This is a genomic window from Bacillus sp. OV166 (assembly GCF_900177675.1).
GTDB lineage: Bacteria > Bacillota > Bacilli > Bacillales > Cytobacillaceae > Neobacillus.
Map to the genome: position 1 here is coordinate 1,647,305 of NZ_FXWM01000001.1, position 25,272 is coordinate 1,672,576.

Annotated in this window: 22 protein-coding genes and 1 other annotated feature; of the genes, 19 read left to right on the top strand and 3 right to left on the bottom strand. The window is 36.4% G+C overall.

The features are described 5' to 3' along the window. Positions 1-165 precede the first annotated feature (165 nt). The 9 genes from CCK98_RS07820 to CCK98_RS07860 all read left to right on the top strand — a co-directional run bounded on the left by CCK98_RS07820 (position 166) and on the right by CCK98_RS07860 (position 10,300). On the top strand, positions 166-1,098 hold the full coding sequence (locus CCK98_RS07820; protein WP_088086063.1) for a beta-ketoacyl-ACP synthase III: 933 nt from the start codon (positions 166-168) through the stop codon (positions 1,096-1,098). Positions 1,099-1,159: 61 nt separating this feature from the next. Beyond that, on the top strand, positions 1,160-2,398 hold the full coding sequence (gene fabF, locus CCK98_RS07825; protein ID WP_088086064.1) for a beta-ketoacyl-ACP synthase II: 1,239 nt from the start codon (positions 1,160-1,162) through the stop codon (positions 2,396-2,398). A gap of 133 nt (positions 2,399-2,531) precedes the next feature. Next, positions 2,532-3,332, top strand: coding sequence for a DUF2268 domain-containing protein (locus CCK98_RS07830; protein ID WP_088086065.1), 801 nt, complete (start codon positions 2,532-2,534; stop codon positions 3,330-3,332). Positions 3,333-3,470: 138 nt separating this feature from the next. Then, positions 3,471-4,496, top strand: a complete 1,026-nt coding sequence (locus CCK98_RS07835) for an ABC transporter ATP-binding protein (RefSeq protein WP_088086066.1) — start codon at positions 3,471-3,473, stop codon at positions 4,494-4,496. After that, entirely contained in the window at positions 4,493-5,503 is a 1,011-nt protein-coding gene (locus tag CCK98_RS07840; protein WP_088086067.1) for an ABC transporter ATP-binding protein, read from the top strand. The genes CCK98_RS07835 and CCK98_RS07840 overlap by 4 nt, the downstream gene beginning before the upstream one ends. Positions 5,504-5,578: 75 nt before the next feature. After that, positions 5,579-7,294, top strand: coding sequence for an oligopeptide ABC transporter substrate-binding protein (opp4A, locus tag CCK98_RS07845; protein WP_088086068.1), 1,716 nt, complete (start codon positions 5,579-5,581; stop codon positions 7,292-7,294). Positions 7,295-7,451: 157 nt separating this feature from the next. Then, positions 7,452-8,417, top strand: coding sequence for an oligopeptide ABC transporter permease (gene opp4B, locus CCK98_RS07850; RefSeq protein ID WP_088086069.1), 966 nt, complete (start codon positions 7,452-7,454; stop codon positions 8,415-8,417). An 11-nt stretch (positions 8,418-8,428) separates the two neighbouring features. Continuing rightward, complete coding sequence (opp4C, locus tag CCK98_RS07855; protein ID WP_088086070.1) at positions 8,429-9,340, top strand: oligopeptide ABC transporter permease; 912 nt, start codon at positions 8,429-8,431, stop codon at positions 9,338-9,340. Between the two features lie 213 nt (positions 9,341-9,553). Next, the gene (locus CCK98_RS07860) at positions 9,554-10,300 is read left to right on the top strand and encodes a YjbA family protein (RefSeq protein WP_088086071.1); all 747 of its coding nucleotides are present in this window, start codon (positions 9,554-9,556) and stop codon (positions 10,298-10,300) included. 56 nt (positions 10,301-10,356) lie between these two features. On the opposite strand, the gene trpS is transcribed toward CCK98_RS07860, so the two are convergent. Together trpS and CCK98_RS36995 are read right to left on the bottom strand one after the other, a co-directional pair. Beyond that, complete coding sequence (gene trpS, locus CCK98_RS07865; protein WP_088090335.1) at positions 10,357-11,349, bottom strand: tryptophan--tRNA ligase; 993 nt, start codon at positions 11,347-11,349, stop codon at positions 10,357-10,359. A 49-nt stretch (positions 11,350-11,398) separates the two neighbouring features. After that, positions 11,399-11,640 (bottom strand) — a binding site (T-box leader). 47 nt (positions 11,641-11,687) lie between these two features. Next, on the bottom strand, positions 11,688-12,053 hold the full coding sequence (locus CCK98_RS36995) for a DUF3899 domain-containing protein (RefSeq protein WP_179195736.1): 366 nt from the start codon (positions 12,051-12,053) through the stop codon (positions 11,688-11,690). Positions 12,054-12,274: 221 nt separating this feature from the next. Here CCK98_RS36995 and CCK98_RS07875 point away from each other — a divergent pair, with 221 nt between their 5' ends. From CCK98_RS07875 to CCK98_RS07895, 5 genes are all read left to right on the top strand, one after another. Beyond that, positions 12,275-13,969, top strand: a complete 1,695-nt coding sequence (locus CCK98_RS07875) for a peptide ABC transporter substrate-binding protein (protein ID WP_088086073.1) — start codon at positions 12,275-12,277, stop codon at positions 13,967-13,969. 115 nt (positions 13,970-14,084) lie between these two features. Then, a complete protein-coding gene (gene opp3b / locus CCK98_RS07880) occupies positions 14,085-15,017 on the top strand; it encodes an oligopeptide ABC transporter permease (RefSeq protein WP_088086074.1) in 933 nt (310 codons plus the stop codon). Further along, positions 15,014-16,042, top strand: coding sequence for an oligopeptide ABC transporter permease (gene opp3C, locus CCK98_RS07885; protein ID WP_088086075.1), 1,029 nt, complete (start codon positions 15,014-15,016; stop codon positions 16,040-16,042). The genes opp3b and opp3C overlap by 4 nt, the downstream gene beginning before the upstream one ends. A 17-nt stretch (positions 16,043-16,059) precedes the next feature. Further along, a complete protein-coding gene (locus tag CCK98_RS07890; protein WP_088086076.1) occupies positions 16,060-17,154 on the top strand; it encodes an ABC transporter ATP-binding protein in 1,095 nt (364 codons plus the stop codon). Beyond that, the gene (locus CCK98_RS07895; RefSeq protein WP_088086077.1) at positions 17,155-18,093 is read left to right on the top strand and encodes an ABC transporter ATP-binding protein; all 939 of its coding nucleotides are present in this window, start codon (positions 17,155-17,157) and stop codon (positions 18,091-18,093) included. A 43-nt stretch (positions 18,094-18,136) separates the two neighbouring features. Here the strand turns inward: CCK98_RS07895 and CCK98_RS07900 are convergent, their stop codons facing one another. Continuing rightward, positions 18,137-18,322 (bottom strand): hypothetical protein, encoded by a 186-nt coding sequence (locus CCK98_RS07900; protein WP_088086078.1) that lies wholly within the window; start codon positions 18,320-18,322, stop codon positions 18,137-18,139. Positions 18,323-18,909: 587 nt separating this feature from the next. Between CCK98_RS07900 and spxA the strand changes: the two genes are divergently transcribed. The 5 genes from spxA to pepF all read left to right on the top strand — a co-directional run bounded on the left by spxA (position 18,910) and on the right by pepF (position 25,143). Beyond that, positions 18,910-19,305, top strand: a complete 396-nt coding sequence (gene spxA / locus CCK98_RS07905; protein ID WP_026566143.1) for a transcriptional regulator SpxA — start codon at positions 18,910-18,912, stop codon at positions 19,303-19,305. 305 nt (positions 19,306-19,610) lie between these two features. Beyond that, positions 19,611-20,282, top strand: coding sequence for an adaptor protein MecA (gene mecA / locus CCK98_RS07910; RefSeq protein WP_088086079.1), 672 nt, complete (start codon positions 19,611-19,613; stop codon positions 20,280-20,282). Positions 20,283-20,361: 79 nt separating this feature from the next. Continuing rightward, positions 20,362-21,873: a cardiolipin synthase gene (gene cls / locus CCK98_RS07915; protein WP_088090336.1), complete on the top strand. Its 1,512-nt coding sequence runs from the start codon at positions 20,362-20,364 to the stop codon at positions 21,871-21,873. A gap of 103 nt (positions 21,874-21,976) precedes the next feature. Beyond that, positions 21,977-23,173, top strand: a complete 1,197-nt coding sequence (locus CCK98_RS07920) for a competence protein CoiA (RefSeq protein WP_088086080.1) — start codon at positions 21,977-21,979, stop codon at positions 23,171-23,173. Between the two features lie 146 nt (positions 23,174-23,319). Continuing rightward, complete coding sequence (pepF, locus tag CCK98_RS07925; RefSeq protein ID WP_088086081.1) at positions 23,320-25,143, top strand: oligoendopeptidase F; 1,824 nt, start codon at positions 23,320-23,322, stop codon at positions 25,141-25,143. The last annotated feature ends 129 nt before the right edge of the window (positions 25,144-25,272 follow it).

The following is a 25,272-nucleotide window of genomic DNA, read 5'->3' on the forward strand; positions in this document are numbered from 1 at the left end:
TAATTGAGCCATTTTATTTAATGGAATATACTTTTGCGGAGAGTGAAATAAGAAGAAACAGTTGCTTAAAATAGGCTTTATTTGATAAAATTAGTACCAAGTCATAATAATTGATATTAAACTTTAGGATATAGAGAATCTTGCGAAAAAAAGGAGTTGGAACTTGTGAAAGCAGGTATTGTTGGGATTGGCAGGTATTTACCAGAGAAAATTGTCACCAATAAGGATTTAGAAAAAATAATGGATACCTCTGATGAATGGATTCGTACGATGACAGGTATCGAAGAAAGAAGAATTGCTACCGATGATGTAAATACATCAGATATGGCATTTGAAGCAGCAAAAAAGGCCATTCAAGATGCTGGAATTACCGCTGAAGAAATTGATTTAATTTTGGTAGCTACAGTTACACCTGATACTCCTTTTCCATCGGTTGCCTGCAGAATTCAAGAAAGGCTGGGAGCAAAAAAGGCGGCAGCGATGGATGTCAGTGCAGCATGTGCTGGCTTTATGTACGGAATTGTGACAGCGAAACAATTCATTGAAACCGAAGTTTATAAATATGTCTTAGTCGTTGGCGTGGAAAAGCTTTCGAAAGTTACCGACTGGAGTGACCGCAATACGGCAGTATTGTTTGGGGACGGCGCTGGTGCCACCATTATTGGACCTGTTTCAGAAAATCGCGGAATCCTTTCCTTTGAGCTTGGGGCAGATGGGACTGGATCAAAACACCTTTACCAGGATGAATATATTATTATGAATGGTAGAGAAGTGTTCAAATTTGCTGTAAGGCAAATGGGGGAAAGCTGTATCAATGTTCTCGAAAAAGCAGGTTTAACAAAGGATGATGTTGATTTCCTTATTCCTCATCAAGCCAATATTCGTATTATGGAAGCATCTAGACAAAGATTAGATCTGCCAGTCGAAAAAATGTCCAAAACGATTAATAAATATGGTAATACTTCTGCTGCATCGATTCCAATTTCGATTGTGGAAGATTTAGAAGAGGGAAGAATTAAAGATGATGACCTCATTGTCATGGTTGGCTTCGGCGGAGGCTTAACTTGGGGAGCAATTGCCATTAGATGGGGAAAATAAAGAGAATTTTTTTGATAAATAACCATACGAAACAAGATACGAAATGAAGGAGATAGATAACATGGAAAAACGCAGGGTCGTTGTAACAGGCATAGGTGCAGTAACGCCACTAGGAAATGATGCTGAAACAACATGGAAGCACATATTAGAAGGTAAATCAGGGATTGGGCCATTGACAAGAGTTAATGCAGATGAATATCCTGCAAAAGTTGCCGCAGAATCTACTGATTTTGACCCAGAAGCCTTTATGGATAGAAAAGATGCACGCAAAATGGACCGTTTTACACAGTTTGCAGTTGCATCGGCATTAATGGCAGTAAAAGATGCTAATTTAACAATTAATGAAGATAACTCCCATCGTGTTGGAGTGTGGATTGGTTCTGGCATCGGCGGAATGGAAACATTTGAACAGCAATACGAAATATTTCAGAAGAGAGGTTACAAGCGTGTAAGCCCATTCTTTGTACCAATGTTGATTCCTGATATGGCAACAGGACAGGTTTCAATTATACTCGGCGCAAGAGGCTTCAATTCTTGTACAGTAACAGCCTGTGCAACAGGAACTAATTCCATTGGTGATGCCTTTAAAGTAATTCAACGCGGCGATGCAGATGCAATGGTGACCGGTGGAGCGGAAGCACCAATCACAAAAATGTCTGTCGCAGGCTTCTGCGCGAATACCGCTCTTTCGACAAATCCAGACCCGAAAACAGCAAGCAGACCATTCGATAAAAACCGCGATGGCTTTGTTATTGGTGAAGGTGCCGGGATCATTGTTCTGGAGGAACTTGATCATGCCTTAGCACGTGGTGCTAAAATCTATGCCGAAATTATTGGTTATGGGGCAACTGGTGATGCCTATCATATAACTGCACCAGCACCTGGTGGTGAAGGTGGTGCCCGTGCAATGAAAATGGCTATTAATGATGGCGGATTAAAACCTGAGGAAATTGATTATGTGAATGCGCACGGGACTAGTACTGAATATAATGACAAGTTTGAAACCCTTGCGGTTAAGGAAGTATTTGGCGAACATGCATATAAATTAGCAATCAGCTCAACTAAATCTATGACAGGACACCTTCTAGGTGCAGCAGGTGGTGTAGAAGCGATTTTCACTGTTTTAGCAATAAGAGACAGCATCCTTCCGCCAACTATGAATTATGAAACACCAGACCCTGAATGTGACTTAGATTATGTAGTCAATAAAGCACGTTCGAAAGAAATTAAGGCAGCCATGAGTAATTCGCTAGGCTTTGGCGGCCACAACGCAACGATTGTTTTCAAAAAATATGAATAAGAAAAAAATTCGGCCGGAGATGATTTCTGGTCGAATTTTTTTTGAGAAATAATACCTCAGAATTACATGAACCACTTTTGGTTACATTTAATAAACTGATCAGAGGGTGAGTGAAGTTAAATGGGGTGAAGTAATGGGAATCATTCGAACAGAGCAATGGTTAGAGGTGGAGATTGACAGACCAGTTAAGATTTGTGAAAGATTAGAGCCATATTTTAAAAAACAAACCGCAAAGGAAATTTATAATCAATTGATGGATTTTGGGATGTATCGGCCGTCTAGGGCCGCAAGGAACAATCTTGTTCAGATGAAGGAACAAAAAGCATGGGATAAAGTAGAGCGTCTATTTAATAAATATAAACATAAATGGAATGGCCCTGACATACCAATTTTTCTCTTTCCAGTAGCACAGTCAGGAGGTTTTTTTATCAGAGAAGTTAAAAGCAAGGCTGGTGTTTCGTTCCCAGATAAAATGTTTCTTTTTCTCTCTACCTATGATGACCCAAAAGAAGTAGAGGCACTTATGATTCATGAATACCACCACGTCTGCCGGCTTAGGTTGTTAGATAAAAAGCTGGAAGACTATACTTTGCTTGATTCCATTATCATAGAAGGACTGGCAGAATATGCAGTTTTAAAAAATTGTGGACGGGAATATTTAGCTCCATGGTGCCGTATGTATAAAGAAAAAGAGTTATTAAATTTTTGGGAGAAATATTTGAAAGAACAGCTAAACACAAAAAAATTTGAAAAGAAACACGATGAATTACTTTATGGTGGAGGAAGACTGCCAAATCTATTAGGTTATGCTGCAGGATATCATTTGGTTGAACATTTTTACAAAAACAATAATTATTCTACAAAACTATCTTTTATAAACCCTGCAATAAAATATCTAGAATACTATAATAAAACCTTCGAAAAAAGCCAGTAAAATAAGGCTTTTTTTAATGGTGAAATAACATATATTAGGAATTGTGCAAAAAAATCTTGCAATTGTAACAATTCTGTAATAGAATTTTATTGAATATATAGAATAAACTGAATAATTAAAAAAGTTGGAAGGTGTACTATGAGCGCAAAAAAATCGCTGCACAAAGAGGCACCATTGCTTGAAGTGAAAAATTTACAGACCGCTTTTGATATTGACGGAACTGATTATAATGCAGTAGAAAATGTTTCTTTCCATGTAATGCCAGGGAAAATTATCGGTATTGTTGGAGAATCTGGTTGTGGTAAGTCTGTTTTGAGCCTTTCCATTATGAAGTTACTACCGAAAGGAAGTGGAAAAATAAAATCAGGAGAAGTCATTTTTGATGGACTAAATCTTGAGAAAATGTCCGAATCACAAATCAATAAAATTCGCGGGAAAGACGTCTCCATGATTTTCCAAGAACCAATGACCTCATTAAATCCAGTCTTTACAATTGGATATCAACTCCAAGAAGTCCTTTTTAACCATACAAAGATTACTAAAAAAGAGGCTCGGTTAAAATCGATCGCCTTATTGAAAAGTGTTGGCATCTCTCGGCCAGAAAAACTCGTTGATGAGTATCCGCACCAATTATCAGGCGGGATGAGACAACGCGTCATGATCGCCATTGCCATTGCTTGTCAACCCAGATTATTAATTGCTGATGAACCAACCACTGCCCTCGATGTTACCGTTCAAGCCCAAATTCTCGAACTTTTAAAAGATATACAAACCGTAAATGATATGTCTGTTATTTTGATTACACATGATTTGGGTGTAATTGCTGAAATGTGTGACGAAGTAATGGTGATGTATGCTGGAAGGATTGTAGAACGGACCGATGTGGATACACTTTTCCATAATCCTAAACATCCATATACAAGTTTGCTCTTAGGGGCAATCCCGAAAATGGATGGACAAGAAGAACGGTTAAGTTCGATTAAAGGTATCGTCCCATCGCTTATAAATATGCCGAAAATTGGCTGCCGTTTTGCCCATCGATGTCCAAACTCCATGCCTGAATGCACTAAAATTACCCCTTTGCTTGAAGATGTTGAACAAGGCCATGAGGTTGCCTGTTTGCTCTTTGAAACTAGCAAGCCAAGAGAAGGGGTGAAAAAATGAGTACCATTTATATACATAAAAAGGAACCCCATTCTTCCTCTCAATCTGAAAATCTATTAGAGATTAAAAATCTTAAAACCTATTATCCAGTCAAAGGTGGGTTCTTCAAGCGCACTATTGGAAATGTAAAAGCGGTAGATAATATCTCTTTTGAGATAAAAAAAGGAGAAACTCTTGGACTAGTAGGTGAATCCGGATGTGGAAAATCTACGGCAGGGAGAACCATTCTTCGTTTACTTAAACCAACGGGGGGACAAATTCTCTTTAATGGAAAAGACATTACCAAAGTAACTGGTAAATCACTTCGAGAGATTCGAAAAGATATGCAGATGGTCTTTCAGGACCCCTATGCTTCCTTGAATCCCATGCAAATGGTTGGAGATATAATTGCAGAGCCCATTTATAATTTTTCAAAAAAAGATAAAGCTGAGTTAAAACGGGAAGTCATGGATTTGTTAGATAAAGTAGGCTTGCCGCCCGATGCCTATTACAAGTATGCCCATGAATTTTCTGGGGGACAGCGCCAAAGAATTGGAATAGCAAGAGCTCTAGCATTAAAACCCAAATTAATTATTGCCGATGAACCGGTTTCAGCACTAGACGTATCAGTCCAATCACAGGTATTAAACCTGTTAAAGGACTTACAGGAAGAATTTGATCTTACTTTTCTTTTCATTGCGCATGACTTAAGTGTTGTTAAACACATGAGTGACCGAATAGGTGTTATGTACCTAGGGAATATGGTTGAGGTTTCGGATAAAGACCACCTATACGCTGAACCTCTCCATCCATATACACAGGCATTAATTTCAGCTATTCCAACTCCAGATCCCAGGGTGAAAAAGGAGCGGGTCATATTAAAAGGTGATGTGCCAAGCCCTATCAATCCTCCTTCTGGATGCACATTCCATCCTCGCTGCCCAATGGCAATGGAGGAATGTTCTAAAAGTAAGCCAGTATTAAAGGAGGTGAAGCCCTCTCATCGAGTAGCTTGCCACCTTTACTAGAAAAGTGAAAGTGCTTAGGGGCTGGAGCTAGTCATTAGCAAAAGGAAAAATATAAAACAATTAGGGGGGAAACAAATGAAGAAGAGAAGTATGCTTATGTTAGCAGCATTAATGCTGGTTCTTTCCGCATTTTTAGTAGCTTGCAGCGGCGGTGAAAAAGCGGGTACTAAGAAAAATGAAAATGAAGGTAACAGTGGCGAAACATCCGAAAAGCCACAGGATGGCGGCACACTTGTATATGCACTGGATTCGGCACCTGAAGGTAAATTTAACTACTCTTTTTATGGTACACAAACTGATGCATATGTAATTGATTTCTTTGATGAAAACTTAATTGATTATGATGAGAACCTCAAGGCACAACCACATATAGCCTCATGGAAAACAGCAGACAATAAAGTGTTTGACTTCGAAATCAAACAAGGTGTTAAATGGCACAACGGGGATGAATTATCAGTTAAGGATTGGGAATTCGCTTTGAAAGTTGTTGCTGACAAGGATTATGAAGGTCCGCGCTTTGATAACGTAAGAAACATTATGGGTGCACAAGATTATCATGATGGTAAAACAAAGGAAATCGCTGGTATTAAAGTAGTCGACGATTACCACATTCAAATTACATTCGATAAGGCCCGTGTAAACAACTTGGATAATCTTTGGACATACCCTATGAACCGTACTGCATTTAAAGGAATTGCTGTAAAAGATATGATGGGGTCTGAACAGGTTCGTACAAAGCCAGTTGGTTTAGGACCATTTAAAGTTTCTAAAATTATCCCCGGTGAATCAGTTGAAATGGAGCGCTTTGATGATTACTTCGGAGGCAAACCGCATATCGAAAAAGTCGTTGTTAAAGTGATCGACCCATCTCTTTCCGTAGGAGAACTTAAAAATGGAACGCTTGATATGACTTCTTTCCATCCTAGTATTATTGATCAAGTTAAAGCGCTTGATAATGTAAACGCAGTAACTTATCCTGGCGTAAGCTATTACTATGTTGGTTTCAGATTAGGTACTTGGGATGGCAAGAAAAACGTCATGAACGAACCAAAATACCAAGAGAAAAAGCTTCGTGAAGCAATGTATTATGCAATCAATCGTGAGGAATGGGTTAAGGCGTTCTTCTTTGGTGTAGGTAAGCCTGTAAACCGTCCAATTCCGACAAACCATTGGATTGCAGCACCTAATGAAGATTTAGAGCAATACAAATATGATCCGGAAAAAGCTAAATCACTATTAGATGAAGCAGGCTACAAAGACGTTGATGGCGATGGATTCCGTGAAGATCCAAACGGTAAGAAATTCGTTGTAAACTTCAGCCACTATGCAACGGATAACCCAACTTTTGAATCTCGTGCCAAAGCAATGACTCAATATTGGGAAGCTGTTGGATTGAAAACTAAATTAACGATGACTGATGTAAATCTTTACTATGAAATGCTTGAAAAAGCGGACAAATCAATGGAAGTATTCTTCGGAGGCTGGTCAACTGGTGCAGATCCAGATCCAACTCCACTTTGGGGCTCAAAAGCACTTTGGAACTATCCACGCTGGGTAAATGCGGATAGTGATAAATTGTTGGATCAAGCACTTGATATCAGTGTTGTTGGAACAGATAACGAAAAACGTAAGGATCTATATGTACAATGGCAAAAACTATTCATGCAAGATCTTCCGGCATTACCAATTGCTGAACTAGAAGAAACAATGGCTGTTAGCAAGCGAGTGCAGGAAGTTAAATTTGACGTATCTGGTATGAACCGTCCAAATGAATGGTGGATAAAACAATAGAACAGTTTTCTAAAAAGTTAATACAATTTGTTTTAAAGGCTTACTAATACTGACAACTCAATTTTGAACTTCAAATGGGAGAAGACTTTGCTTCTCCCATTTGAACACGAGATATACAGCTTGTGGTTACCAAAGCTTATAGACAAGGAGAATGCACATGTTGAAATATGCATTTCGTAGAATATTGGGAATGATTCCAATGTTACTCCTTACTTCCATAGTAGTGTTTTCCTTGGCAAAATTAATGCCGGGGGATTCTCTTAGTGGAGAGATTGATCCAAGAAATACAAATCCAGAATACATCGCAGAAATGCGTGAGAAATTGGGATACAATGATCCGATGCCTCAGCAGTATTTCCGTTGGATTAGTGGTTTCGTGGAGGGGGATTTTGGGAAATCAACACGATTCAAAATTGCTGTATCTGAGGTTATTGGAGAACGTCTCCCTAACACCATACTATTAGGCCTTTCAGCTATCTTAATAACCTACGTCCTTGCATTTTTTATGGGTTCATATGCAGGTCGAAAGCCGTATACCTTAATGGATAACCTAATAGGAGGATTAAACTACATAGGCTTGGCCATTCCATCCTTTATTGCAGGGGTATTCGCCATCTTTTTCTTTTCATTTAAGTTAGGCTGGTTTCCATCTAATGGCTCAGTAGACATTGGTGTTACAGATGGAACATTAGAATGGTGGCTAAGCCGTTTTCACCATGTTTTTTTACCTGCTATCGTACTTGGATTATTAAGTACAGCAAGTTATACGCAATTTTTACGTAACGATATTATTGAAAATAGCCGTAAAGATTATGTTCGTACTGCTCGTGCAAAAGGGACTCCGGAAAGTAAGATCTACAATGTTCATATTTTAAGAAACTCAATTATCCCACTTATAACCTTTTTAGGCTTTGATATTGTCGCCATTATTAGTGGTGCTATTATCACCGAGACAATTTTTACATATCCAGGTCTTGGACAATTATTCCTGCAGTCTGTCGGGACAAGAGATTATCCGGTATTAATGACATTGACCATGTTTTTCTCTTTCTTAACACTTATCGGCAATTTAGTAGCAGATGTATTATATGGTGTTGTAGATCCGAGAATTAGGCTAGATTAGGGGGAGAAAAAATGAAAGTTGTAACACAATACGAAAAAAATGTTACCGTCACACCCCCGAAAAAAAGTTTATCTCCTTTTGCCATTGCTAGAAAGAAATTTGTAAAAAATAAATTAGCAATGGTCAGCTTTATCTTTTTATTAATTGTTACTATTGTTTCGATACTAGCTCCTTTTATTACAACTGCAGATATTACTAGAATTAATATTGGTCAAATGTCGTTAGAACCATCGGGTGATCATTGGCTTGGAACGGATAAAGCCGGTCGGGATGTTTTTACAAGATTACTCTATGGGGGCCGCATATCGTTATTAGTTGGAATGAGTTGTACATTATTTGTCATTATACTTGGGACATTGATCGGCTCTATTTCAGGTTATTTTGGTGGAACAGTAGATAGTATATTAATGAGATTTACTGATTTTATCTTAAACTTTCCATTTCTAGTATTTGTAATAGTCCTTAATGCCATTCTTTTTGGAAAAGTAAATGGGTTATGGGTATTAATCGGCACCATTAGCTTGTTAAGCTGGGGGGGAATCGCCCGGATTGTCCGTAGTAAAATCCTCGCCGAAAAAGAAAATGAATATATTACGGCTGCTATTTCAATTGGTTGTTCACCAGCCAAAGTAATTATGAAACATCTATTACCAAACATTTTATCTACCATTATCGTGCAAGCAACAATTACATTTGCGACAATGATTGTCGCTGAAACAGGATTAAGTTTTCTTGGCTTTGGTGTGCCTCAGGAAATTCCAAGTTGGGGAAATATGTTGAATTCGGCAAACGAGCCGGATGTTCTCCAATTTAAGCTTTGGATATGGGTACCGCCGGCATTAATTATAACGATTACTATTTTATCGATAAACTTTATCGGAGAAGGACTAAAGGATGCTTTCAATCCAAAATCAAAAAGATAAAATCTGCCATTCATGTGGTGGATTTTTTTGTGATTCTTTTCATTCGGGAATAACCAATATCATTTACCCATATACATAAGATATATAATAGGACAGGTTCTAAAAAAGTAGATCATTCATTGAAATTGGAGCAAAATATATATAAAGGAATAATTTAACTAAGGTCTGCCCATACTGATTTACAAACAGTTTCTTGAAGTGAGGGGTTGTAAAATGTTGTATCTTCATGATGTATGGGTAAATTGGTTTGAAGGGGAAGAAAACGGTTATAATGTATGTCACTTTCATGAATGGCGTAAGGATGACGGGGTGGAACTGTTAGATCAGGTACCACTGATAAAAGTTGAGCCTGTTTTGTTTAAGTACATTGAAAACGATTTGTCGGAATTACCTCAACAACTTCTAGATGATATTTATCAGAAAGCCTATTTAAGAAAAAACCATGAAAGAGTTCAGCTTGACTATTGCTTCGTGGTAACTGATGGAATTGGGATCTTAGCAATTGATACAATTGGCTATAATATCCCGATTCGAAAAAGTCGGTTAATACCTAGACAAGAGCAATTGGTGTACGAAATGATTGCTCAACATGAGGCTACTAAATATCATTTTTATGAACATGAAAAAATGAAGGACTATCATATTCTCTCACCTGAACCAGAACTAATGAGAGGTTTAACAAGAAAAGAGCGTCAATTAAAACAACTGTTATTTATGGCTTTAGATCAATTGCTCTCATCTAGTAATGAAGCAGAAGTTAGATATTGGTATACCGAATGGTGCCCAGAGCATTATTCAACCATTCAAGAATTAAATTTTGAAGCTGCATGGGAACAATTGTTTGAGGAAACAAAGTATGGGTGGTCTAAGCGACACGAGACATTTTGTGAAAATTTAATAAAAGGACAGCCGTTTTTTGAAAAGCTTTGGGAAATGGAGCACGGTCCGAAAGTAAATTAAAAGCCTGACCCAAAAGATATGTATTCCATATCTTTTGTGGGTCAGGCTTTTTGTTGTTATCTTTTTTTTCTACCAAGTCCCATAGCATTTTCCATTTTTTTAAGGGTTTTAGCTGCCACTAGATTTGCCTTTTGTGCACCTTCATCTAGAATCCGATCGAGTTCTGATGATTCGAGTAAATCATAGTATTTTTCTTGAATAGGCTGAAAGAAATTTACGACGACATCTGCTAAATCGCCTTTAAAATCACCATATCCTTTCCCTTCATACATTCCTTCAATTTCTGATATTGTTTTACCACCTAGGATAGAATAAATCGATAATAAGTTAGATATACCAGGTTTGTTTAATTTATCGAATTTAACAATTCCTTCTGAATCGGTGACAGCACTCTTAATTTTCTTCTCAATCTGTTTTGGGTCATCCAATGGTGTGATAATTGCCTTTTTATTTGGATCTGATTTGCTCATTTTTTTTGTTGGTTCTTGCAATGACATAATTCTAGCACCAATTTTAGGAATACTAATCTCAGGGATAGTCAATATGTCCCTGTATTTTTTATTAAATCTTTCAGCTAAATCTCGTGTTAATTCTAAATGTTGCTTTTGATCTTCACCTACAGGTACAAGATTCGTGTTATATAAGAGGATATCCGCAGCCATGAGTGGCGGGTAAGTTAAAAGACTTGCCTGCACAGCCTCTTTACCAGTAGATTTATCCTTAAATTGTGTCATTCTTTCAAGTTCTCCAATATAGGCAACACATTGCATAATCCATCCTGCCTGGGCGTGAGCAGGGACCTCTGATTGAATAAATAAAGTAGCTTTTTCTGGATCAATTCCAACTGCTAGATACAATGCCGCTAAACTTCGAATATTTTTGCGAAGTGTTATTGGATCCTGTGGAACCGTAACGGCATGCTGGTCAACGATACAAAAGAAACAATTGTATTCGTTTTGCATTTCAACAAACTGTTTTAATGCTCCGATATAGTTACCAAGTGTTATTGTTCCACTCGGCTGAATACCAGAAAAAATCGTTTTCATGATTAATTTCCTCCTAAAAATATATAAAAAAACCATTCATCCCCATAAAACTAATAGGGACGAATGGTTCCGCGGTACCACCCTAAATTACTCAATAAAGAGTCACTCAATTCCACAATCATCCACAATGACGAACGGGAGTCCTTTTAACGCAAGGAAAACGTCAAATCCTACTTTTATATGTTCAGACAGAGGCTCCAAAGTCCATTCCGTATTTATTCGTGTTTGTTTACACCAGCCACAAACTCTCTGAAACGAAGGAAAATACGTACTACTCTTTATCATAGCCTGTTAAGCAACTATACAATTGTTCTTATTATAAATGAACTGTATATTTAATTTCAAGTCCGTAAAAAATAATATAGGCAGCAGGAGATTAGCATTAGGAGAAAGTTAGCTAATCCATGAAATAGAAGGGGGGATTGATTGAATGTAATGAGCTCAGATAATGCAGGAATATCTTCGAACTTTCTATTCTTTTGCCCTCTTGAAAAAGCCAAATTAAATGATTTACCAATACCATCGTAAAAGCCAGAATTTATCGTATAAAGAAGTAAGAAAGTAAGAAGGAGCAAAGAAGAAACATAAAACGATATATCGATATAACTTAATAAAGAAAATCCTTTTTTTGAAAGTGAAGAAATTATTAGTATAAGCAACTGTGTTAGTGCCAATATTAAAAGTCTTTTCCTTAATCCGTAATTCACAGTATAACCTCCAAAACATAGATTTAATGAGGGTAGACACTTAATATTATACAAAAAAATTATTATAAGTGTAAATTATAACACAGGAATTTGTAACGAATACGTAACGAATGTTTCAATACTGTAAATAAAATTGTAAAAAATAATGTACAATTAATTCAAAATATGTATAATAGAGAATGTAGTAATTTTTCAGAATAATAGAAAAGGGAGGTCTACAAGTGAAGAAATCAAAACTTTCACTACTTTTAGTTCTATCACTAGTTCTAAGCATGTTTCTAGCAGCATGTTCAGGCGGAGACAAGAATGAAGGCAAAGAAACGAATAAAGGCAATAATAATGCTGGCACTAAGGAAACAACTTTAGCAGATGAACAAGTTCTTAATGTTCTCGAAACTGCAGAAATTCCATCTATGGACAGCGTAATGTCTCAAGACGTATTAAGCTTCACAATGTTAAATGCTACAAACGAAGGTTTATATCGTTTAGATCCCGACCAAAAAGTTATCCCTGGCGTTGCTGAGGGTGCACCAACTTACAATGACGACAAAACTGTTATTACAATTAAACTAAAACAAGATACAAAATGGTCAAACGGTGACCCAGTTACTGCGCATGATTTTGTGTTTGCATGGCAACGTGCAATTGATCCGAAAGTTGCTGCTCCATATGGCGCATACTTCATGGAAGGCAAAATCAAAAATGCATCTGAAATTGTTGCTGGTAAAGCAAAACTGGAAGATTTAGGTATTAAAGCATTAGATGATTATACTGTGGAAATCACTTTAGTGAGAGCGCTTCCATATATCGAATCTTACCTAACATTCCCATTGTTCTACCCACAAAACAAAAAGTTTGTTGAAGCAGAAGGCGCTAACTATGCGAAAGATGCTACTCACCTACTTTACAATGGTCCATTTAAAATGACCAAGTGGGATGGCCCAACTGGAACTGAATGGGTATTAGAAAAGAATGCTGATTACGTTAATGCTAAAGACGTTACTTTAGAGAAAATCAACTTTAACGTTTCTAAAGATCCACAAGCTTCTGCAAACGCATATACTGCAGGCGAAGCTGATATCACAGGGAAGCTTGCACAAGCTGCAATTCTTTCTCAATTTGAAGGACAAAAAGATTTACTACGCTACCAAGAGCCATCTATCTGGTGGTTAAAAATGAACGAAAAGAATAAAGCATTGAAAAATGTTAACATCCGTAAAGCAATTGCATTATCTGTTGACAAAAAAGCTTTAACAGAAGATGTATTAGCAAACGGATCTATCCCTGCTGATTTCCTTGTACCAAAAGGTTTCTCATTCTTAGATGGTAAAGATTTCCGTGATACTGCTGGAACTTACCTAAGCACTAACAAAGAAGAAGCTAAAAAGCTTTGGGAAAAAGGTCTTAAAGAAACAGGCCTTAAAGAAGTAGCATTTACTTATGTTGGTCAAGATACTGAAACTTCAAAATTAACTGACGCTTTCGTTAAGGACCAATTAGAGAAAAACTTACCTGGACTAAAAATTACTGTCGAGGCTGTACCATTCAAAATTCGTATTGCTCGTGAAGACGCTCAAGATTACGATCTATTAATGGGTGGTTGGGGACCTGACTACGCTGACCCTATGACATACATGGATCTATGGGTTACTGGCGGCGGACAAAACCACATGGATTATGGTAATCCAGAATTTGATAAGTTAATTAAATCAGCTAGTGAAGAACTTGTAGCTAAGCCACAAGATCGTTGGAAAGCTCTACAAGATGCAGAAAAAATCTTGTTAGAAGATGATGCGGCAATCGCACCACTTTACCAACGTTCAGTTAACCTGCTTATCAATCCGAAGGTTCAAGGCTTTGCGCACCATGCATTCGGTCCAGATTATAGTTACCAGTGGATTAAAATCACAAAATAGTAGCTATACTAATCAAATAGAGAGAGAGTATATTGAAGAAATATACTCTCTTTTTACCTGTATGGGAATTGTCAAAAAACGTCGAATATTTAGAAAAATATTAGGAGGTGTAGTCATGGCAAAATATATCTTACAACGAACTGGCTATATGATAATTACACTTTTAATCGTAACATCACTTACATTTTTCCTCATGAAGCTAATTCCTGGTAGCCCATTTAATAACTTCGAAAAGCTCTCAGAAGTTCAGCGTGACATTTTGCTAGATAAATATGGTTTAAATGAACCTCTGCCTGTTCAATATTTTAATTATATGAGGAATTTGGTAAAAGGTGACCTAGGAGTATCCTTTCAATTTGACAATACCCCTGTAACAGAACTTATTGCTAACCGCATTGGGCCATCTGCACAATTAGGGTTGCAAGCTATGATAGTTGGTGCAATAATTGGCATATTCTTGGGTGTAATTGCTGCCTTAAAGCAAAATACATGGATAGATTATGGGTCTACATTTATTGCTGTAGTTGGAAAATCAGTACCGTCATTTATATTTGCTGGATTGCTTCAGTTTTATATTTCTGTTAAATTGCATTGGCTTCCTGTTATGTTATGGAAAGGACCAGAATATACCATTTTGCCTACCATTGCACTAGCAATGTTTCCGATATCAATTGCGGCACGGTTTATGCGTACTGAAATGATAGAGGTATTAGGATCTGATTATATTACTTTGGCAAGAGCAAAGGGAGCAAGCCGTTGGCAAATTAGTCTAAAGCATGCACTAAGAAATGCATTAATACCTGTTGTGACTGTATTAGGACCCTTAGCAGTTAGCTTAATGACGGGTTCATTAGTTATTGAACAAATTTTTGGAATTCCAGGACTAGGGGAACAATTTGTTAAATCAATTAATATGAATGACTATCCTGTCATTATGGGAACCAATATTTTATTTGCTGTATTATTTGTTGTTGTTATCTTGATTGTTGATATTCTATATGGAATCATCGACCCACGTATTCGTATATCGGGGGGGAAAACTAAATGAGCAACAAAGACATTACAATTTCAAAGGATATGTTTGCTCCTGCCCATATTGACCCATCAAAAAGTGAAAAAATCTCCAAAAAGAGCCTGAACTTTTGGCAGGATTCATGGCTAAGAGTTCGGAAGAATAAAGGTGCGGTTGTTAGTTTAGTGGTCTTAGCAATCATGCTTATTTTGGCATTTGTTGGTCCGATGATTACGCCGTATGATTTCGATACACAAAACACTAAGCATAATAACTTGCCGCCGCGTATTCAAGGTTTAGAGGATGTAGAATGGCTTCCATTTGATGGAACCTTATCCAGGAGAGACGGCACAGTATATAACGCATATGAAGTTCGGAAAATTGATGCCTATTACTGGTTTGGAACTGATAATTTAGGCCGAGACCAGTTTGCACGAATTTGGAAAGGTACACAAGTATCGTTATTTATTGCCTTCATGGCAGCATTAATTGATATGGCCATTGGAGTTGCATATGGAGCTGTATCTGGTTATTTAGGCGGGAAAATTGACGGTGTTATGCAACGTATTATAGAAGTTATTGTTGGTATTCCCAACCTGATTGTTGTTGTATTAATGATTTTGGTGTTAAAGCCAGGTATTATTCCAATCATAATCGCCTTAACTATAACCGGCTGGACTAGTATGGCCCGAGTTGTTCGAGCACAAGTGTTGAAATTTAAAGGTCAGGAATTTGTTTTGGCTGCCAAGACACTAGGTGCTTCCAATTCTTCAATTATTTTTAAACATATGATTCCGAACATGTTTGGTGTCATTATTATAAATACGATGTTTTCAATCCCAAATGCTATTTTCTTTGAAGCATTTTTGAGCTTTATTGGGTTGGGATTACAAGAACCGAATGCATCTTTAGGAACATTAGTCAATTCAGGATTTAAATCTATGATTGCATTTCCTTATCAAATGATTATTCCTTCCATTATGATAGCTATAATTATGGTTTGCTTTAACTTAGTGGCGGACGGATTACGAGATGCGTTGGATCCAAAAATGCGTGATTAGAAGGCAGGTGTATGTAAATGGAGAAAGTTTTAGAAGTAAAGGATTTAAAAATATCGTTTCATACATTTTCTGGAGAAGTACAAGCGATTCGTGGTGTAAGCTTTGATTTATATAATGGTGAAACATTAGCGATCGTTGGTGAATCAGGTTCTGGAAAATCAGTTACAACAAAATCAATCATGCGGTTACTTCCTGAACACAATTCAGAAATTAAAAGTGGTGAAATTCTTTTCGAAGGAAAAGACCTAACAAAACTTAAAGATAAAGAAATGCAAAAGATCCGTGGAAAAGATATTTCAATGATTTTCCAGGACCCGATGACTTCATTAAATCCAACAATGAAAATTGGTAACCAGATTATGGAGCCTCTTATTAAACACCAAAATATGAGCAGACACGCTGCAAAGGAAAGAGCAGTTGATTTATTAAAACTAGTTGGTATTCCAAAGGCAGAGATACGTGTAGATCAATACCCGCATCAGTTCTCCGGTGGGATGAGGCAAAGGGTTGTTATCGCTATTGCCTTGGCATGTAATCCTAAAATTCTTATTGCCGATGAACCGACAACAGCTCTAGACGTTACAATTCAAGCACAAATTCTTGAATTAATGAAGGATCTACAAAAGAAAATTGATACATCGATAATCTTCATTACGCATGACCTTGGGGTTGTTGCCAATGTAGCGGATCGTGTAGCAGTTATGTATGGTGGGAAAATTGTTGAAATTGGGACAGCCGATGAGATTTTCTATAATCCACAACATCCATACACATGGGGCTTAATCAGTTCAATGCCTGACATGGATACACATGACGAGGAGTTATTCTCGATTCCTGGAACACCACCTGATTTATTAGATCCTCCAAAAGGTGATGCGTTTGCACCGCGTAACCCATTTGTTATGAAAATTGATTTAGAGCAAGAGCCGCCTTTCTTTAAAGTTTCTGACACACATTATGCAGCTACATGGCTGTTACATCCTGATGCACCAAAGGTTAACCCACCTGAGGCTGTAAAAAGACGCCAAAATCAATTTGCAGGAAATGCTCCAGTAGCTACTCTAGTGAAAACGAATCAAGGTCAATTCCCTGGAAAAAAGGAGGGAAAATAAATGGCTCAGAATGAAAAATTACTTGAAATTAAAAATTTAAAGCAATATTTTAATGAAGGTAAAGTGAACGAAGTAAAAGCAGTAGATAATGTCTCTTTTGATATATTTAAAGGTGAAGTAATGGGATTAGTAGGAGAGTCTGGTTGTGGTAAATCAACAACAGGGCGCACCATAATCCGTTTATACGATGCTACTGGCGGCGAAGTATTATACGATGGAGTTAACGTTCACGGTAAAAAGTCAAAAAAACAATTAAAAGATTTTAATCGGAAAATGCAAATGATATTCCAAGATCCATATGCGTCATTAAATCCGAGATTAAAAATAGCTGATGTTATTGCCGAGGGAATTGATATCCATGGCTTGGCAAATTCAAAAAAAGATCGGATGGAGCAAGTATATGAGCTCTTAGAAACCGTTGGCTTGAATAGAGAGCATGCGAACCGCTATCCACATGAATTTAGTGGTGGTCAGCGTCAGCGAATTGGTATTGCACGTGCCCTTGCTGTTCAACCAGAATTTATCATTGCTGATGAACCTATTTCAGCGTTGGATGTTTCTATCCAAGCGCAGGTTGTTAACTTAATGAAAAAACTTCAAAAAGAGAAAAACTTAACCTATCTCTTTATTGCCCATGATCTTTCAATGGTAAAATACATTAGTGATCGTATTGGTGTTATGTATTTTGGTAAAATGGTAGAACTTGCACCTGCCGATGAACTTTATAAAAATCCACTACACCCGTACACACAATCACTATTATCAGCGATTCCTGCTCCAGATCCAATCAGTGAACGGACACGGAAACGGAAATCATATGATCCAGCTAGTCATAACTACGAGCCTAATGAATCAGTTGAATTTAGAGAGGTGACTCCTGGTCACTTTGTTCTATGCTCGGAGAAAGAGTTCAAACAATACAAAGTACAATCTAAATAAAACAAAAAAACGATCTCGCTGCGAGATCGTTTTTTTTTGTTCATTATTTCTTATTGCCCCCGACAGTTTTCCATCCAGTCTGGTATTTAGCACTTTCGTCGACAAATTCACTTCGATTTTTACCACCAAACACTTTTTCACCAAAACTGTTTGTAATAACACCCATTAGGGCAGTAATTCCTACAATTAGTAAAGCAACAATAGTTAAATCCAATATGTATGCTCCCATAGTATTAACCCCCTTCATTATCAGCTGTTTTGAAAATTCGTAGCGCGATATTAATATCCCTCCTTTATTGTAAAAGAACTTACCTTTTATTTAAAGAGGAATTTAAATAACTTTCGATTTGATTTTCAAAAAAATGAATGCGTTTTCATTATAAATTTTTAATTGAGAATAGAATATTGATTTATCGTTTTTTACCGTAGATAAATAAAATGTAAAAGTAGTGAAAACAATTTATTTCTTGGTGATCCTCACTTTATTACACAGTATAGACGAACATTATAGGAAGATGAATAATGATTATTAAAAAATTTCAAGATGAAATAATAAAAAAATATGAAACTTTTAGGAGAATTATTCGTCTAATATAGTGATACAAATAATTTTTGAATTGTTTTTCTTCTTACAATATTTTTTGAAAAAAAGATACCCTTTTAAGAAACAGTGGTGTATAATCAATGATATAAATTACTTATTTATAATGATTATTGAAAGATGATTTAACTTGATTATAATAAATTGGTTTAATAATTCAATATACGGGATATATCAATAAATAGACGCAAATAAAAGAGGAGTGTGAAGATCGAATGGTTACACTATACACTTCACCAAGTTGTACATCATGTAGGAAAGCCAAATCATGGTTAGAAGAACATGAAATACCATACACAGAGAGAAATATTTTCTCCGAACCATTAACCATGGAAGAGATAAAAGAAATACTTCGAATGACTGAAGATGGTACGGATGAAATTATTTCAACAAGATCAAAGACATTTCAAAAATTAGACGTTAACTTAGATGCAATGCCGCTTCAGGATTTATTTGGATTAATAAAAGAGAATCCTGGTCTTTTGCGCAGGCCGATTATAATCGATGAAAAACGTTTACAAGTTGGATATAATGAGGATGAAATCAGACGATTCCTCCCAAGAAGAGTCAGAACGTTTCAGTTGCGCGAAGCACAGCGTATGGTTAATTAAATAAATAGGCCTTCTTTTGGAGGTCTTTTTTTGTATATAAAAAATAATATCGTTGTGGTTTCTATCCCACTTTGCTACAATATAATGAAAATCTTAACAAAGTTGAATAGGTATTAACACTGTTTTTTAGATTTCAGCCTTTTTTATTTCCCTTATTAGTACTTTTATCATAAAATAAAAGTACACGAGTATTTACTTTTTTACACCCTATGATAATTTTTTTGAAATTAAGTAAATGCTAAGGCAGTATCTGCTTGGGGGTATTTAGTCCCTTCAATCTGGAAAACGGAAGGGAGAGGTTTTTAATGGAGATTGAACGCATTAATGAATATACAGTGAAATTTTACATTTCATATGGAGATATAGAGGAAAGAGGCTTTGACCGTGAAGAGATTTGGTACAATCGGGAACGTAGTGAAGAACTCTTTTGGGAAATGATGGATGAAGTCCATGATGAGGAAGAATTTGTTATTGAAGGTCCTCTTTGGATTCAAGTCCAAGCACTTGATAAAGGATTAGAAGTTCTGGTAACCAAAGCACAGCTGTCAAAAGATGGAGAAAAGTTTGAACTCCCCATTCCTAATGAAAAAATAAAAGATTTTCCTGCTGATGATAAGATTGAAGATCTTTTGGATCATCATTTTAATCGAAATCATTCAGATGAGGAAGATATAATTCTTGAGGAAGAAACGTTAGAATTCCTCATTGGCTTTAATGACTTTGAGGATGTTATTAGCTTATCTAATCGTTCAGGATTGGATGATTTAGTGACAATGCTGTATCATTTTGAAGGAAAATACTATTTATATATTGAATTTCCTGAAGACTTATTTGCAGAAGATGAAATTGACGATATATTAAGTATTTTGCTTGAGTACGGTTTTGAAACACAACTTACCATTCATCGTATTCAAGAATATGGTAAAGAAATAATTTCTGGAAATGTTTTTACTGAATTACGAAAACATTTTCGCTAATTAATGTACCGATTTCAATATTGAAATCGGTATTTTTAACATTAACTGTTTCCTGAAAAAACTCAGGTAGGTGAGGGCACTGAAAAACACAGTAAGGGTTATTATATTTTTGGCGGTATTATCCGTACTATTGTTTTTCTTTAAGGATCAATTAGCAAGTGGGATCTTTGGATTCCTAAGTGTTTTGGTTACACTGTCAGTTATTTTTATTGGCTTTGTTATTTTCCTTGAGAACCGCCACCCAACTCAAACGATCACCTGGTTAGTAGTTCTAGGTAGCTTTCCTTTGGTTGGTTTTATTTTTTACCTCCTTTTTGGCCGAAATTATCGGAAAGAGAAGATGTTTAGGAAGAAATATTTCTTAGATAAACAAGCGTTTTTGACAGTTGAAGGTGAGGATGATCCAAGAAGTGATGAAAAGCTTAGCTTAATGGGGGAACACCAAGGTAAATTATTCAATTTGGCTCAAAAACTGGGGAATAGTCCAATTTCCTTTGATACCTCCACAAAAATCTTAACAAATGGAGAAGAAACATTTCACCATATCTTAGAACAACTAAAAAAAGCTAGGCATCATATCCATCTTGAATATTATATTGTTCGTCACGACCATATTGGTCAAGAAATTAAAAATATTCTTATTGAAAAGGCCCATCAAGGTGTAAAGATTCGTTTCTTATATGACGCAGTGGGTTCTTGGCAGTTGTCCAAGTCTTATATAAACGACCTAAGAAATGCCGGGATCGAAATGGTGATTTTCGGGCCAGTAAAACTGCCTTTTTTAAATAATAAATTTAATTTCCGTAATCATCGTAAAATGATCATAATAGATGGGACGATTGGATTTGTTGGCGGGCTCAATATTGGGGATGAATATTTAGGAAGAGATAAGAACATTGGTTTTTGGCGTGACACGCATTTAATGCTTCGTGGGGAAGCTGTTCGAACACTTCAGCTAATTTTTTTACAAGACTGGTATTATATGACTAATCACAGTTTCCTAACAGCCGAATACTTATCACCCCAAAATGATAATGAAAATCACGGTGGTGTTCAACTCATCGCAGGAGGGCCTGATAACGAATGGAGTGTTATCAAAAATATCTTTTTCTCAATGATTGCAAGTGCGGAAAAATCAGTTTGGATTGCTTCACCGTATTTTATTCCAGATGAAGATATCTTTTCAGCAATAAAAGTTGCAGCCTTAAGTGGTATAGACGTACGGCTCCTTGTACCCAATAAACCAGATAAACGGATCGTCTTTCATGCATCAAGATCTTATTTCCCAGAGCTTTTAGAAGCAGGCGTTAAGGTATATGAATACCAACGGGGCTTTATGCACAGTAAGATTGTTATCGTTGATCATGAACTAGCCTCGATTGGAACATCCAATATGGATATGAGAAGCTTCCATTTGAATTTTGAGGTAAATGCATTCTTATTCCGTACTAAAAGTACCCAGAAGCTAGTTGATGAATATATTAATGACCTTGAATATTCTAAACAGCTGGATAAAACAATTTTTCATGAAAGACATCTGGGTTTAAGAGTACTTGAATCAACAGCTCGGTTACTATCTCCCTTGCTCTAAAAACCTTGATGAAAAACTCGCCAATTGGCGAGTTTTTTTTGTTATTCAAAGGAATTAATGATAATTATAGCGAATTATGATAGATGAAGGAGGCGAGAAATAATTGTTAACAGCACAAACAAAAATTGGTGAAAAAATCTGTCTAGGGCTTGATTACAAAAAAGACACTCTTTTGGCCCTCCGTAGCAAAGAAGAATTTTTTTGCCCTATTTGTGGGGAAAGTGTTTTGCTTAAGTTAGGAGATCAGAGGATTTTTCATTTTGCCCATAAGCAGGGGGGAGCTTGCCGTGATTTTTATGAGAGCGAATCGAATTACCACATGGAGGGAAAACGTCAACTCTATCAGTGGCTGATAAGACAAAAGATTCCTTCCGTTTTAGAGTACTATGATAGGGATATTCAACAGCGACCTGATATCATGTTTAATTATAATGGAAAGAAATACGCGTTAGAGTATCAATGCTCAACCATTCCAGAGAGCATTTTTATTAAGCGGACGAATTCATATCTTCAGAATGGGTACATACCACTATGGATTCTTTCTAGCAACAAAATACGCATTAAAAAGAGGAATATCGTTGCATTGTCAAACTTTCAGTACTTATTTTTACGGACCACTACTTCTGGAAAGTTCTATATTCCATCATATTGCCCCGAAAAACAGCAATTTCATATGGTTGAATCAATCACTCCCTATTCCACAAAAAATGCTTTCGCCAATCATTCCTTTTATCCTATAAAAAAAATAGACTTACGTGATTTATTGGAACCCAAGATGGGCAATCAGATTAATCTATCAAGCTGGAATAGTGAAAATGAAAAATTTAATCTAAATTGGGCTCTTCATCCAGGGAATCAGCATAAATCATTTTTTCATGAAATATATAACAAACATCTTAATCTTTTCTTATTACCGCCAGAAATTGGTCTTCCCGTCCATCACTCACTACTTCTCCAAACACCACCGATCATTTGGCAAACGTATTTTTTTATAGATATAATCGCCGACAAAAGCCCCGATGATTTAATATCCCTACATGAAATTAACTGCAATTTAAATAAGAGAATTAAGAAAAAAGAAATCGTTGTAAGAAATTTATCACTGCTTGAAAAAGTTAATCCGTTTTTAGCTATTTTCGATTACCTTTTACTGTTAGAGCAATTGGGTATGATATCAAGAAAAGGAGATACTAGTTACCAATTGATACGGAAGATATCGATTCCAAAGTCCAATCGAGAAAGAGAGGAAGCGAAGCTGATATTTTTTCAAAAATACCAGCGAATCCTTTTAAATAAATAAATGAAAATATGTATAAGGGCATACTATATAAAAGTGTAAATAGTTTCCTAGCTGCCAATTGTGAAAAGGAGTTTGAAAAGATAAGGAGAATATAATGTAATGATCATTTCTTTACGTAGGGCGAATAAAAGAATGGAGGATTAAGGATGGCAAATGAAACTGCAGTAAAATCGCTGCCAGCACGAAGTGAAATTTCTGAACAAGATACATGGAAATTAGAAGATATTTTTTCGAGTGACCAGGAATGGGAAAAAGAGTTTCAAGAGGTAAAAGCTCAAATCCCGGGGATTAAAGAATTCGAAGGAAAATTAGGGGAAAGTGCAGAGACACTGTATCAAGCTCTTCAGTTCCAAGACAAGCTGTTAGAACGAATTGGAAAGCTTTATACATATTCACATATGCGCTATGACCAAGACACGACGAACTCTTTTTATCAGGGCTTGGATGACAGAATGAAAAATCTGTATTCACAAGCATCCAGCCAGTTGGCTTATATTGTTCCAGAAGTTCTCTCTCTAGACGAGAGCAAAGTAACTAGCTTCTTAAATGAGAAATCAGAACTAAAATTATATGAGCATGCTCTAGCTGAAATTAATTTGCAAAGACCGCATGTCCTAACAGCGGAGCAGGAAGCATTGCTAGCTGAAGCGAGTGAAGTGATGGATGCTTCTAGCAATACGTTTGGAATGTTAAACAATGCGGACCTTCAATTTCCATCTATCAAAGATGAAAATGGCGAAGAAGTAGAAATTACTCATGGCCGTTATATTCGCTTTTTAGAAAGCTCAGATCCAAGGGTAAGACATGATGCGTTTAAAGCCGTATATAAAACGTATGGTGAATTTAAAAATACATTTTCAAGTACATTAAGTGGAAATGTGAAGAAAGATAATTTTAATGCACGAGTAAGAAAATATGATTCAGCTAGACACTCAGCCCTTTCCGCAAACAATATACCGGAGAGTGTTTATGATAACCTTGTAAATACTGTTACCGATAATCTTCATTTATTACGTCGCTATGTGAAGCTTCGTAAAAAAGTGCTTGGGCTTGATGAGCTTCATATGTACGATTTATTTACTCCACTTGTGAAGGATGTAAAAATGGAAATCAAATACGATGAGGCTAAGGATTTAGTCATTAAAGGGTTAGCCCCATTAGGCGAGGAATATTCGAAAATATTAACAGAGGGCTTTGAAAATCGCTGGGTTGATGTGCATGAAAATAAAGGAAAGCGGAGTGGGGCTTATTCTTCAGGAGCATACGGTACACATCCGTATATTCTGATGAACTGGCAGGATAATGTAAATAATTTATTTACACTTGCCCATGAATTTGGCCATTCTGTTCACAGTTACTATACACGGAAATCACAACCATATCCTTACGGTAACTATTCTATTTTCGTTGCTGAAGTGGCTTCAACCTGCAATGAAGCACTTCTAAATGACTACTTATTAAAAACAATTGATGATGAACAAAAACGAATATACTTACTCAATCATTATTTAGAAGGCTTTAGAGGCACCGTGTTCCGTCAAACCATGTTTGCGGAATTTGAACACATGATCCATCAAAAGGCACAAAATAACGAGGCATTAACAGCGGATGCATTAACGGAAAGCTATTACGAATTGAATAAAAAATATTTCGGTGATGAGGATATTGTGATTGATGAGGAAATCGGATTAGAATGGGCGAGAATTCCTCATTTTTATTACAATTATTATGTTTACCAGTATGCAACTGGTTTTAGTGCAGCCACTGCATTAAGCAAGCAAATTTTAGAAGAGGGAGAGCCAGCAGTCAAAAGATACATTGACTTTCTAAGTTCGGGAAGTTCAGATTATCCTATCGAAGTGCTGAAAAAAGCCGGTGTAGATATGACAAGTGCAGAGCCAATCAAAAATGCTTGTAAGGTATTTGAAGAGAAATTGAATGAATTAGAACAATTGTTATCAAAAGCATAAATAAAGGGGATGGTGCCTATTGGCATCCATCCCTTTTAAAATCCTCTAAATCGTTTTCTGTCATTAAGATAAAAAATGAAAATAAAAATGGATACAAACAATATTGGTGTACTAAGCAATAGAGGGAAG